This window comes from Mesorhizobium sp. 2RAF21 (assembly GCF_052115345.1).
Classification (GTDB): domain Bacteria; phylum Pseudomonadota; class Alphaproteobacteria; order Rhizobiales; family Rhizobiaceae; genus Mesorhizobium; species Mesorhizobium terrae.
Genome location: NZ_JBFRGM010000019.1, coordinates 65,392 through 77,618 on the forward strand (window position 1 = coordinate 65,392; position 12,227 = coordinate 77,618).

At 66.7% G+C, this 12,227-nt stretch carries 12 protein-coding genes; all 12 read right to left on the bottom strand.

Going from position 1 to position 12,227, the window contains the following annotated elements; translation table 11 throughout:
• Position 1 precedes the first annotated feature (1 nt).
• The 12 genes from AB4136_RS26080 to AB4136_RS26135 all read right to left on the bottom strand — a co-directional run bounded on the left by AB4136_RS26080 (position 2) and on the right by AB4136_RS26135 (position 12,177).
• Entirely contained in the window at positions 2-1,261 is a 1,260-nt protein-coding gene (locus tag AB4136_RS26080; RefSeq protein WP_137900807.1) for a TrbI/VirB10 family protein, read from the bottom strand.
• Positions 1,258-2,325 (bottom strand): P-type conjugative transfer protein TrbG, encoded by a 1,068-nt coding sequence (trbG, locus tag AB4136_RS26085; RefSeq protein WP_024925083.1) that lies wholly within the window; start codon positions 2,323-2,325, stop codon positions 1,258-1,260. Before trbG ends, AB4136_RS26080 begins: the two co-directional genes overlap by 4 nt.
• Positions 2,322-3,005 carry a conjugal transfer protein TrbF gene (gene trbF / locus AB4136_RS26090; protein ID WP_024925082.1) on the bottom strand — a complete coding sequence of 228 codons (684 nt, stop codon included), beginning with the start codon at positions 3,003-3,005 and terminating at the stop codon, positions 2,322-2,324. The genes trbG and trbF overlap by 4 nt, the downstream gene beginning before the upstream one ends.
• Positions 3,006-3,007: 2 nt before the next feature.
• Positions 3,008-4,363 carry a P-type conjugative transfer protein TrbL gene (gene trbL / locus AB4136_RS26095; protein WP_024925081.1) on the bottom strand — a complete coding sequence of 452 codons (1,356 nt, stop codon included), beginning with the start codon at positions 4,361-4,363 and terminating at the stop codon, positions 3,008-3,010.
• 1 nt (position 4,364) lies between these two features.
• Positions 4,365-4,712, bottom strand: a complete 348-nt coding sequence (gene trbK-alt / locus AB4136_RS26100; protein WP_024925080.1) for a putative entry exclusion protein TrbK-alt — start codon at positions 4,710-4,712, stop codon at positions 4,365-4,367.
• Positions 4,713-4,722: 10 nt separating this feature from the next.
• The gene (trbJ, locus tag AB4136_RS26105) at positions 4,723-5,484 is read right to left on the bottom strand and encodes a P-type conjugative transfer protein TrbJ (RefSeq protein WP_024925079.1); all 762 of its coding nucleotides are present in this window, start codon (positions 5,482-5,484) and stop codon (positions 4,723-4,725) included.
• The gene (gene trbE / locus AB4136_RS26110) at positions 5,481-7,919 is read right to left on the bottom strand and encodes a conjugal transfer protein TrbE (protein WP_024925078.1); all 2,439 of its coding nucleotides are present in this window, start codon (positions 7,917-7,919) and stop codon (positions 5,481-5,483) included. The genes trbJ and trbE overlap by 4 nt, the downstream gene beginning before the upstream one ends.
• Positions 7,920-7,933: 14 nt before the next feature.
• The gene (locus tag AB4136_RS26115; protein WP_024925077.1) at positions 7,934-8,215 is read right to left on the bottom strand and encodes a VirB3 family type IV secretion system protein; all 282 of its coding nucleotides are present in this window, start codon (positions 8,213-8,215) and stop codon (positions 7,934-7,936) included.
• Complete coding sequence (locus AB4136_RS26120) at positions 8,215-8,508, bottom strand: TrbC/VirB2 family protein (RefSeq protein ID WP_377799202.1); 294 nt, start codon at positions 8,506-8,508, stop codon at positions 8,215-8,217. Before AB4136_RS26120 ends, AB4136_RS26115 begins: the two co-directional genes overlap by 1 nt.
• Positions 8,509-8,558: 50 nt before the next feature.
• Positions 8,559-9,575 (bottom strand): P-type conjugative transfer ATPase TrbB, encoded by a 1,017-nt coding sequence (gene trbB / locus AB4136_RS26125; protein WP_024925075.1) that lies wholly within the window; start codon positions 9,573-9,575, stop codon positions 8,559-8,561.
• A 142-nt stretch (positions 9,576-9,717) separates the two neighbouring features.
• A complete protein-coding gene (locus AB4136_RS26130) occupies positions 9,718-10,179 on the bottom strand; it encodes a CopG family transcriptional regulator (protein WP_024925074.1) in 462 nt (153 codons plus the stop codon).
• Between the two features lie 9 nt (positions 10,180-10,188).
• Positions 10,189-12,177 carry a conjugal transfer protein TraG gene (locus AB4136_RS26135; protein WP_024925073.1) on the bottom strand — a complete coding sequence of 663 codons (1,989 nt, stop codon included), beginning with the start codon at positions 12,175-12,177 and terminating at the stop codon, positions 10,189-10,191.
• Between the last annotated feature and the right edge of the window lie 50 nt (positions 12,178-12,227).

Sequence of the window (12,227 nt, forward strand, 5' to 3'; positions counted from 1 at the left end):
GTCAGCCTCCGTAGGATTCGAGAACGAGATCGCGCGTGACGATGACGCGGACCGGGAAGCCCGGCCGGATGGTCAGGGTCGGCGCGATGTTGAGCTGGCGCTGAACGATCTGCTGACCCGTCTGGTTGATGCTGTCCGAAGCCCCGCGTCGTAGAGCGCGAACGATGTCGCTCTCCTGGCCCGATGAACCGGCCTGCGCGCCGACGCTCAAGATGGTGGAGAGCGCGGCGGCCTTGAACAGTTCGCCCCAATGATAATCGACACCATCCTCGAGGCCGGCGTATCCCTCGCCGTCGGCGCCAGGCTGACGCTCCAGAACGATGGAGCGGCCATTGGGGAAGATCAGCCGGTTCCAGACGAGGAGTATGCGCCGCTGACCGAAGCCGACGCCGCTGTCATATTGACCGATGACGCGCGTGCCCTGGGGCACAAGCAATATCTTGCCCGTCGGACTGTCATAGACGTTTTCCGTCACCTGCGCGGTGATCTGGCCGGGAAGATCGGAGCGGATGCCGGTGATGAGCGCGGCGGCGATGACGGCGCCGGCCTGCAGGACGTTCTTCGACGCCGGCGCGGCCACCCGATCCGGCGCGACAGTGCGCTTGTCGGGCGCCTGGTTGAGGAAGGCGAGCTGGCGATCCTGCGCGGATGGCGTCGCTGGCTGCGGCGCGAGGCCGAGGCTGGCGAGATCGGCCGGCGGCGTGGCGGTCGCGGTGGGCTGTGCCAAGGCCCCAGCACTGGCGGGCCGAGTCTCGGTCGAGGCGAACAACCGTGCGGTCCGCGCCGCCTCCAGCTCCTGCGCCCGGCGCTGCTCCTCGGGGGTCGGTCCCACCGGGCCTGATGCTGGCGCGCTGATCGGCGGGACTGTAGCGCCATTCTGCGCATTCAGGATCGGGCGGCCGAGATCGCCGGGGAGCGGCGGGCCGAGCTTTGGGACGCCGGAATAATCCTTCGGCAAGCCAGCGAGCCCGTCCGGGGTCGAGCGATTGTCGGTCGAATACAGTTCCTGTCCCTGGCCCTGGTGACGGGTCTGAAGCGCATAGATCAGCGCGCCGCCAACACCGAGGCTGGCAGCGAGACCGAGACCGGCCAGCACCTTGCGGGACAGGCGGGTCACACGCGGCGGCTCGGCGCGCAGGCGCATCGTCACAGCCGGCTCGCCGGTGAGCGGCCGGGTGTCATCATCGTCGGCCGGCTGAGGCTGGGGCGTCGAACCCGGCGCCCGACCTTCTTCCTTTTCGGGATCGCGTTCGTCGCTCACGATGCCGGCCTCCCGTCGGTGCGGGAGATGCGGACGCGCTTCTGGTCTTTGCCCGCACCGAACCGCAGCTCGGCGGCGGCGAACAGCCGGTCGACGATCATGTAGTTTCCGCGTACCCGGTAGTTCACCAGTTCGGATGTGTCGCCCTCCGGCCCGACAACGAACAGCGGTGGCATCTCGCCCTGACCGATGCCGCGCGGAAATTCGATGAACACTTGGCGACCGTCATCGAAGGCGCGTAGCGGTCGCCATGGCGCACGATCGCCTGTCACTTCGTAGCGGAAATTGACACGGGCGAGATCAATGCCGCCCGACACCGGCTGCGCGGCCTCCGCCTGCTGGTTCTGGCGGCGCAGCGCGATGAGCTGGTCCTGTGGATATTGCCAGGACACCGACGCCATGTAGGTCGCGGGCGTCGCGCGCAGCTCCATGTGATAGGTGCGCCTGTCGGTGTTGATGACGAGATTGGTCATCAGCTCGGCGCGGGTTGGCTTCACGAGGATATGGATCTGCTTGGCGGTGCCCACGCCGCTCTCGGTGTCGCCGATGATCCAGCGCACGGTGTCGCCGGCGGCGACGGGACCGGAGCCGACGAGCTGCTCGCCGGGCTGAAGCGCGATGTCGGTGATCTGCCCCGGCGAGGCATAGACCTGATAGAGCGCGCCATCGACGAAGGGATAGACCTGCATCGAGTTGATGAAGCCGTTGCGGACGGGTTGGACGCGTGCGGCGGCGTTGGCCTGATTGACGCGCGCGGCGGGATCGACCGGCTCCGGCTCGGGCTTCCCGTCCTTGCCGACTGGCTTCAACTGACCGGGCAGCGGGAGCGGTTTCGGCAACTCTACGACCTGCACGGGTTTCGGCGGATCGGCGGCGATGACGGCGGGCGCGGCATCGTCATAGGAAATTTCGGGCGGTGGCGTATGGGTGGCGCAGCCGGCGAGCGCCGATGTGCAAAGTAGGAGAAGCGGCAAGCCGGATTTACGGAAACCCGGCATGGCGCGGCTGAGGAAAGCCGGACGCCCCGCACTCCAGGGGGCGGCTTTGCGGAGTGCTGGTGTCATTGTCCAAGCTCCTTCGACCAGTTGATGGCGTTGATGTAGATTCCGAGGGGATTCTTCCGCAGCGTGTCGGCATCGCGCGGGGGCTGCACAACGACGGTGAGGATGGCGGACCAGCGCTCGGTGGAAGCCAGCGAGCCGTCCTGATAGCGGCGCTCGATCCAAGCGATGCGGAAGCTCGACGGCGAGGCGCGGATGACCGACGATACCTCGATCGCGATTTGCTGCTTGCCGACCTTGGTGAAGGGGTCGTTGGCGCGCGCATAGTCATTGAGCGCCAGCGCGCCGCCCTGGGTCGTGAAGTCGTAGGCGCGCAGCCAGTTCTGCCGCACGATGATGGCGTCGGACGGGATCGAGCGGACCTGCTCGATGAAGCGCGCGAGATAGAAGGCGATCTGCGGATCGTTCGGCTGATAGTCGGCGGTCGCCGGCGCGACGGCCTGCGCCTGGCCGAGCCGATCGACCTGCACCACCCAGGGCACAATCGAGCCATTGGCGGACTGCCAGACCAGCGCCGCCGAAAGACCGGCCGCGAGTACCAATGAGCCGAAGGCCATGTAGCGCCAGTTGCGAGCCTGGACGCGGGCTGAGCCGATCCGGTCGTCCCAGACCTGCGCGGCGCGCTGATAAGGCGTCTCGGGCTGAGGGGATTTGCCGTAGTGGGTGGATGGTCGTTTGAACATTGTCAGTCGCTTTCGGAGAGGTTGACGGAGGAGCCGCCGCCATGGCTGTCGCCGCTGCGCACGGCGTGGGCGGCCGCGGAGGCGCCGTGGGACATTTGCTGGGAGCGTTTCATGCGCTTCGCCCAGGCTGGCGGGCCGTCGCTGGTGGAAGATGCGGCTCCCGGAGATGCGGTCTCTGCAGCGGTTGCCGTCGTTGCCCCGGGTGCGCCCGTGGCGATCTCCGTCGCGGCCTGGCCACCGGCCTGATAGCTCTGCTTCAGGCTGTCGGCGGCGCGGCCGGCCGCGCGCTTCAACGGTGAGACGGCCGCCCTCGCGCCGGTGCTCGCAACATTGCCCAGGCCAGAGGCGACGCCCGATGCGCCCGATTGTCCGGCCGCGCCGAGGCTGTAGGCGGTGGAGGCGCCGCCCGCGAGGGCTGCGCCTCCACGAGCCGCGGCGGCAGCACCGCCAGCTAGCGCAGCGCCACCCGAGGCGACTGCGCCGGCGGCGGCCGCACCTGCGGCGACCATGCCGCCGGCGGCAAGACCAGTGCCAATGGCCGCGCCGGCGCCGAGCTGCGGACCACCCGAAATCAGGCCGTTGGCGATGCCGGGGCCGAAAATGCCGAGACCGAGCAGCGAAAGCGCGGCGAGCACGATCGCCATGGCGTCGTCGATTGATGGCGTGTTGCCTCCGAACCCGGAGGTAAATTCGGAAAAGAGCGTCGATCCGATGCCGATGATGACAGCGAGCACCAGCACCTTGATGCCGGAGGAGATGACGTTGCCCAGCACGCGCTCGGCCATGAAGGCGGATTTGCCGAACAGGCCGAAGGGAATGAGGACGAAGCCGGCCAGCGTCGTCAGCTTGAACTCGATCAGGGTGACAAAGAGCTGGATCGCGAGGATGAAGAACGCCAGCAGCACCAGCGCCCATGCGAAAAACATGCAGGCGATCTGGATGAAGTTCTCGAAGAACGACCAGTAGCCCATCAGGTTGGAGATGGAGTCGAGCAGCGGGCGGCCGGCATCGAGGCCGGTCTGTGCCACCTTGCCCGGGCGCATGAGATCGCTGACGGCAAAGCCGGTGCCCGACGCTTTCAGGCCGAGACCCGCGAAGCTCTCGAAGATGATACGGGCGAGATTGTTCCAGTTGGAGATCAGGTAGGCGAAGACGCCGACGAAGAGGGTCTTCTTGACGAGGCGCGCCATGATGTCGTCGTCGGCGCCCCACGACCAGAAGAGCGCGGCGAGCGTCACGTCGATGACGATGAGCGTGGTGGCGATGAAGCCCACCTCGCCGCCGAGCAGCCCGAATCCGCCGTCGATGTAGCGTGTGAAGACCTCGAGGAAATGGTCGATGACGCCGGTGCCGCCCATGTCAGCGGATCTCCGGCCGGGCGGGATCAGCCAGATCCGCCGGCGCACTCCGAAACAACGTCGTCGGCGCAACCGGTGTCGGTAAGGATGTCTGGGCTGGTTGCCCGAGGAAGCGGCGACGGTTCTCGGCCCATGCTTTCAGGCAGCCGGGATCGCTCGTGCCAGCCTCGCCGATCTCGGAACAGCGAAGCAATTCGGCGGCGAGAGGATCTTGTGCGGCGACGGGACGGCCCTGCGTCGCGAGGGCGTCCGGCGAAACGTCCTTGCGGTTCATCTCGATCGCGGTCGCCGTGATGGCGACCGCGACGAAGACGATGGCGCCGACGCGCGCGAGGGTCTTGCCGTCCATCACGCCAGCCTCAGTTGCCGCTGCTCGGGAACATGCGCGCATTGCCGGGCTGGTAGCCTGAGCCCGGCGTCAGGAAGCGTCGGCGTTGCTCGCGACCCTGTTCGGCAGCGGTGGCCTGCTCGGCCGACTGCAATGCCTGTGCCCGACCGTTGGCCGCGACGACGGCAGTGAGATCGGCGAGCTGCTGGGCCTGAAGCGCGAGAAGCTGGTTGCCGGCCTGCGTCGCCTGAAGCGCGCCGGTTGCGCCCTGGCTCTGGCCGACCAGCGCCGACATCTGGGCGCGGTTGGTGTCGATGTTGCCGACGACGCCGGCCTGCACGCGCATGGCATCCTGCAGGCCGCCGACCGTGTTCTGCCAGCGCGAGCGAGCATCGGTGATGAGCTGCTGATCCGTCGCCGACATCGAGACGTTGCCGTATTTCTGCTGGAACGCCCGGTCGATCTGCTGGACGTCATAGGCGATGTTCTGGGCCTGCTGGAGGAGCTGTTGCGTCCGCTGAACCGACTGCTGAAGCTGTTGGAGCGATGAGTACGGCAGGCTCGCAAGGTTGCGCGCCTGGTTGATCAGCATCTGCGCTTCGTTCTGAAGTGAGGTGATCTGGTTGGTGATCTGCTGGAGCGATCGCGCTGCCGTCAGCACATTTTGTGCATAGTTCGAGGGATCGAACACGATGATCGCGTGAGCTGGCGTCGCCAGCATCGGCGTGAGCGCGACGGGAGCGATCAGCAGCGCGGCAGCGAACCGCGCTGCGCGGGAATTGCGCAGTTTCATTGGGACGTCTCCTTGTTGATGAGCGTGGGGATGAGGTCAGCCGCCCAGCCGACCTCACGGTGATCGAGCCAGGCGGCGAGGAAGCCGTCGCGTCCATGTTCGGCGACGATGCGGGCGATGGCCGCCTGGTCGGTCTTCGACGACGCGGCGCAGAGCGCGAGCGCCACATCGGACAAGCCGAGTTCGAACAGCCGATTGCCGCGACGGGACTGGCAGTAATAGTCGCGCTTCGGCATTGCCCGCGCGATGATCTCGATCTGGCGGTCATTGAGGCCGAAGCGCCGGTAGATCGCGGTGATCTGCGGCTCGATCGCGCGCTCATTCGGCAGCAGAAGCCGGGTCTGGCAGCTCTCGATGATGGCGGGCGCGATCGCCGAGCCGTCGATGTCCGACAGGCTTTGCGTGGCGAAGATGACGCTGGCGTTTTTCTTGCGCAGCGTCTTCAGCCACTCACGGAGCTGGCCGGCGAAGCCGTCATCGTCCAGCGCCAGCCAGCCCTCATCGATGATGAGGAGGGTCGGCGAGCCGTCGAGCCGGTCTTCGATGCGATGGAAGAGATAGGAAAGGACCGCGGGCGCCGCGTCGGTGCCGATCAACCCTTCGGTCTCGAACGCCTGAACAAAGGCCGATCCGAGATGCTCGCGCTCGGCGTCGAGCAACCGGCCGTAGGGACCGCCGACGCAATAGGGCCGGAGCGCCTGCTTGAGATCATTCGACTGGAGCAGCACGACCAGGCCGGTGATGGTACGTTCCTCTATGGGCGCCGACGCCAACGAGGTCAGCGCCGTCCAGATGTGCTCCTTCGCCTCGGGCGTGATCGCGACACCCTCGCGAGTCAGGATCGACACGATCCAGTCACCCGCCCAGGCGCGCTCGGGCACGTCGTGAATGCGGGCGAGCGGTTGAAGGCTGACGCTGTCGACGGCGCCATCGCTGAGATCGCCACCAAGATCGTGCCAGTCGCCGCCCATGCCGAGCGCCGCCGCCCGGATCGAGCCGCCGAAGTCGAAGGCGAAGACCTGGGCGCGGGCATAGCGTCGGAACTGGAGCGCCATCAGCGCCAGCAGCACGGACTTGCCTGCGCCGGTCGGGCCGACGATCAGCGTGTGGCCGACGTCGCCGACATGAAGCGAAAGCCGGAACGGGGTCGAGCCTTCGGTCTTGCCGAAGAGCAGTGGGGGCGCTGCAAAATGCTCGTCCCGCACCTCGCCCGCCCACACCGCAGACAGCGGGATCATGTGGGCGAGATTGAGCGTGGAGATCGGAGGTTGGCGGACGTTCGCATAGACGTGGCCGGGCAGTGATCCGAGCCAGGCGTCCACCGCGTTGATGGTCTCGGCCATCGCGGTGAAGTCGCGGCCCTGGATGACCTTCTCGACTAGCCGCAACTTCTCGTCGGCTATGCGCGGATCGTCATCACACACCGTCACCGTCGCGGTGATATAGGCCATGCCGGCATAGTCAGCGCCGAGTTCCTGGAGCGCGAGATCGGCATCAGCCGCCTTGTTCGCGGCATCGGTGTCCACGAGGACGGATGCCTCGTTGGTCATCACCTCCTTGAGGATCGCGGCGATCGACTTGCGCTTGGCGAACCATTGCCGCCGGATCTTGGTCAGCAGCTTGGTCGCGTCGGTCTTGTCGAGCAGGATCGCGCGCGTCGACCAGCGATACGGAAATGCGAGACGGTTCAGCTCGTCGAGCAGGCCTGGCGTCGTCGCCGTTGGAAAGCCTGTGACGGTGAGGATGCGCAGATGCGAGGCGCCAAGGCGCGGTTCGAGCCCGCCGGTCAGCGGCTGGTCGGCGAGAAGCGCGTCGAGATAGATCGGCGTCTCGGGCACGCGGACACGGTGCCGTTTGGTCGAGACGCAGCCGTGGAGATAGGTGAGCGTCTCCGCGTCATCGAGCCAGCGGCATTCCGGCATGAAGGCTTCGACCAAGCGCAGAATGCGATCGGTGCGATCGGCAAAGCCGGTGATCACCTCGTTGGGGTCGAGGCCCGACTTCTCCCGTCCCTCATAGAGCCAGGATTCGGCGCGCGCGGCGTCTTCCGCCGGCGGCAGATAGGTGAAGGTCAGGAAATAGCTCGACTCGAAATGCGCGCCGGCCTCCTCGAAATCCGCCCTGCGCTCGGCATCGACCAGCGCGGAGGCAGCGTCGGGAAAGCGGCTGTCGGGATAGAGGTTCGAAGGGTGGCGTTGGGCTTCGACGAAGATCGCCCAGCCGGAGCCGAGGCGACGGAAGGCGTTGTTGAGGCGGCCGGCGACGGCGACCAGCTCGGCCGGGACGGCGCTGTCGAGGTCGGGGCCGCGAAACCGCGCGGTGCGCTGAAAGCTGCCGTCCTTGTTGAGGACGATGCCGGCGCCAACCAGCGCGACCCAGGGCAGGAAGTCAGCGAGCCGGCTGTTGCGGTTACGATATTCGGCGAGGTTCATCATCGGCGCGCTCCCCGTCAGACCGAGAGGTGCGCGGGGACGCGCAGATGGCGGCGCACCACGTCGACGAAGAGCGGATCGCGCTTCGCGGCCCACACCGCCGCGACATGGCCGATCGCCCAGATGGCGATGCCGACCAACCAGAGGCGAAGGCCGAGGCCAACGGCGCCAGCGAGCGTCCCGTTCATGATGGCGATGGCGCGCGGCGCGCCGCCGAGCAGGATCGGCTCGGTCAGCGCCCGGTGAACGGGAGCCGTGTAGCCTGGGACATCGCCGCCCTGTTCGACACCGCCCGTCATCAGACGAGCGCTCCGCCGCCGAACGAGAAGAACGACAGGAAGAAGCTCGACGCCGCGAAGGCGATCGACAGGCCGAAGACGATCTGGATCAGCCGGCGGAAGCCGCCTGATGTGTCGCCGAAGGCGAGCGTCAGGCCGGTGACGATAATGATGATCACCGCGATGATCTTGGCGACCGGGCCTTCGATCGACTGCAGGATCTGTTGCAGCGGCTGCTCCCACGGCATTGACGAGCCGGAGGCATGGGCGGGCGCGGCCATCATCACAGACAGCGTGGCGACGGACACGGTCATGGCGAGACGGCGGCGGACTTGAGTCCGGCACATTGAGCGCAGGCGTTGGATCACAGGCGTTCTCCTTCAGGGCTTGGGGTGAGCGAGGTCGGGCCGCCGGTGCCCTCGATGACGGCCGGCGCGACGCGGTAATCGCCATCGAGGCCGAGGCCCTTGACGCGTGCGAGCTCGGAGAGCCGGCGCGCCGAGCCGCGGCCGGAGAGGACGGCAACGATGTCGATCGTCTCGGCGATCAGCGCGCGCGGGACGGTGACGACGGCCTCCTGGATGAGCTGTTCCATTCGGCGCAGCGCACCGATCGCGCTGCCGGCATGGATCGTGCCGACGCCGCCGGGATGGCCGGTGCCCCAGGCCTTGAGCAGTTCCAGGGCTTCGGCGCCGCGCACCTCGCCGATCGGAATACGATCGGGGCGAAGACGCAGCGAAGAGCGAACGAGATCGGAGAGAGAGGCGACGCCGTCTTTCGTGCGCATCGCCACGAGGTTCGGCGCGGCGCATTGCAGTTCGCGCGTATCTTCGATGATGACGACGCGATCGTCGGTCTTCGCGACCTCTGCGAGCAATGCGTTGGTCAGCGTGGTCTTGCCGGTGGACGTACCGCCGGCGACCAGAATGTTCGCGCGCGCAGCGACGCCTTCGCGTAACGTCTCGGCCTGCGCTGTCGACATGATGCCCGCTGCGACATAGTCGTCGAGGGTGAACACTGCGACGGCGGGCTTGCGGATCGCGAAGGCTGGAGCCGCGACCACAGGCGGAAGAAGACCCTCGAACCTTTCCCCGGTCTCGGGGAGTTCGGCGGAGACACGCGGCGCGCCGGCATGGACTTCGGCACCGACGTGATGGGCGACCAGGCGGACGATGCGCTCGCCGTCGGCTGCCGGCAGCTTACGGCCGGTATCCTCAAGCCCGCTGGAGAGACGGTCGATCCAGAGCCGCCCGTCGGGATTCAGCATCACTTCGACAATGGACGGGTCTTCCAGGAAGCCAGCGATGGCAGGTCCGAACGCCGTGCGCAGCATGCGCGCGCCCCGCTGGATCGCCTCGGATTGCTGGTGCGTGGTCGTCATCTTGTCCCCGTGCTGGCGGGGACGCGGCATGCAGTCCCCTGACGGGGATGATTAAAAGAGCCGGAAATCGGGTCGGTTCAACAAGTATCTCGATGCGTGCGGCCATGGCGAAGAAAAGGCGGCAATCGGCGGAGTTGAATATTCAGCCTGGATCGCCGTTTGTCTTGAAGAGCGCATGGTCTGCGCCGTCGCGCAGCGAGTCGACATCGCGCGAAAGCTCTTTCAGGAACCTGTCGCCGGTCGCCAATCGCCGACCGAGCGATTGCATGAAGCCTTCGAAGCGTTCCGTTCCTTTCGCGCGCGCCGAGGCTTGCGCGCTTTCGGGCAATGGCGGCGTGATAGTGAGCCAAAAGCGGATGAACAGCGAGACGGTCTCGCCCAGGATGGCGATATCCTCGTCGAGCCCATCGATCTGGCGGCCGAGCTTGTCCATGCGGCGTGCGAACACGGCCTCGAGCCGTTCGGAGGCGTCGGCCGAGAGGAAGGACGCGACGGCTGCTTCGATCACCGCGGATTTGGAGACATTGCGCCGGAGCGCCAGCGCCTCGACCTGCTTCAGTAGGCCGGGGTCGAAATAGACGTTCATGCGGGTCTTGGCCTGCACCGGCATCTCCTACAATTCGATGCCGTCGGCCGGGTCCATCGTCGCCTGCCGGGCGACGATGCGAATACGCTGGCGCAGCGCTCGCGCCTTGGCGGCGTCCACGTCGGGCTCATCGTCCAAAAGATCAAACTCCTGCTCGGGCGGCCGCGCGGCCGGGACGATCTCTTCATGCTCGGGCAATTCCGGCTCGCGGCGGATGCCGGCATTGGCCGGATCGCCATCGGCGCCGTCGCTTGTTGTGGTTGCCGCCGCTGCGGCCGATGGCGCGATCACACGCGCCGACCATTCATCCGTCATCGTCGCTGCGGCTCGCGGCGCGATAAGATCGGGCGGCGGCAGGATGCGCTCCTTGAAGCGCGCATCCTCGAAATAGCGCGCCTTCTTCGCCCGGATCGGCGGCGTGCCCGCCACCATGACGATCTCGTCGCTGGGCGGAAGCTGCATGATCTCGCCGGGCGTCAGGAGCGGCCGCGCCGTCTCCTGGCGCGACACCATGAGGTGCCCGAGCCACGGCGCCAGCCGATGGCCGGCATAGTTAGTGGAATCGCGCAGCTCCGTCGCGGTGCCGAGCGAATCCGACACACGCTTGGCGGTGCGCTCGTCATTGGCGGCGAAGGCGACGCGCACATGGCAATTGTCGAGGATCGAATTGTTCGACCCATAGGCGCGCTCGATCTGGTTGAGGCTCTGCGCGATCAGGAAACTCTTGAGACCGTAGCCGGCCATGAAGGCCAAGGCGGACTCAAAAAAGTCCAATCGGCCGAGCGCGGGAAACTCGTCGAGCATGAGCAGCAGGCGATGGCGTTTGTTCGACGCCTTCAATTCCTCGGTGAGCCGCCGGCCGATCTGGTTGAGGATCAGGCGGATCAGGGGCTTGGTGCGGTTGATGTCGGACGGCGGCACGACGAGGTAGAGGGTGACCGGCCGCCGGTCCCCGACCAGATCGGCGATGCGCCAGTCGCAGCGCGCCGTCACCTTCGCCACGACCGGATCGCGATAGAGGCCAAGGAAGCTCATGGCGGTCGACAGCACGCCGGATCGCTCGTTCTCTGATTTGTTGAGCAGCTCGCGCGCGGCGGAAGCAACGACGGGATGGACGCCCGCTTCGCCCAGATGCGGCGCCGACATCATCGCGCGCAGCGTCGCTTCGACTGGCCGGCGCGGATCGGAGAGGAAGTTGGCGACGCCCGCCAGCGTCTTGTCGGGCTCGGCATAGAGGACGTGCAGGATCGCGCCGACCAGCAGGCTGTGGCTTGTCTTCTCCCAATGGTTGCGCTTGTCGAGGCTGCCTTCGGGATCGACCAGGATGTCGGCGATGTTCTGGACGTCGCGCACCTCCCATTCGCCGCGCCGGACTTCCAGCAACGGATTGTAGGCGGACGATTGTGCATTGGTCGGATCGAACAGCAGCACGCGGCCATGCTTGGCGCGGAAGCCGGCGGTCAGGGTCCAGTTCTCGCCCTTGATGTCGTGGACGATGCAGCTTCCCGGCCAGGTAAGCAGCGTCGGCACAACGAGCCCGACACCCTTGCCACTCCGCGTCGGGGCGAAGCACAGCACATGTTCGGGGCCGTCATGGCGCAGATAATCCTGGATGTGCCGGCCGAGCACGACGCCATCGGGACCAAGCAGGCCGACGGCGCGGATTTCCCGGTCGTCGGCCCAGCGGGCGGAGCCGTAGGTCGCCACATTGCGCGCCTCGCGCGCCCGGATGAGCGACATGAAGATGGCGACGGCGATGGCGATGAAGCTGCCGGATACGGCGATCGCCGCTCCCTCCAGGAAGATGGATGGCGCATAGGCGTCGAACGAAAACCACCACCAGAAAAAAGCCGGTGGAGAATAGACCGGCCAGCCCGCCAGTTTGAACCATGGGGCGCCAAGCTGCGCCTGAAAGCCGAGCCGCCATGCGGTCCATTGCGTCGCCGCCCATGTCGTCAACAGCACAACGGTCAGGACAACGGCGATCTGACCCCAGAGTATTCGGCCTCCACGCATACAGGCTCCAATCGGCAAAAGAGATGGAGCCGATCAGAGAATAGGCGTTT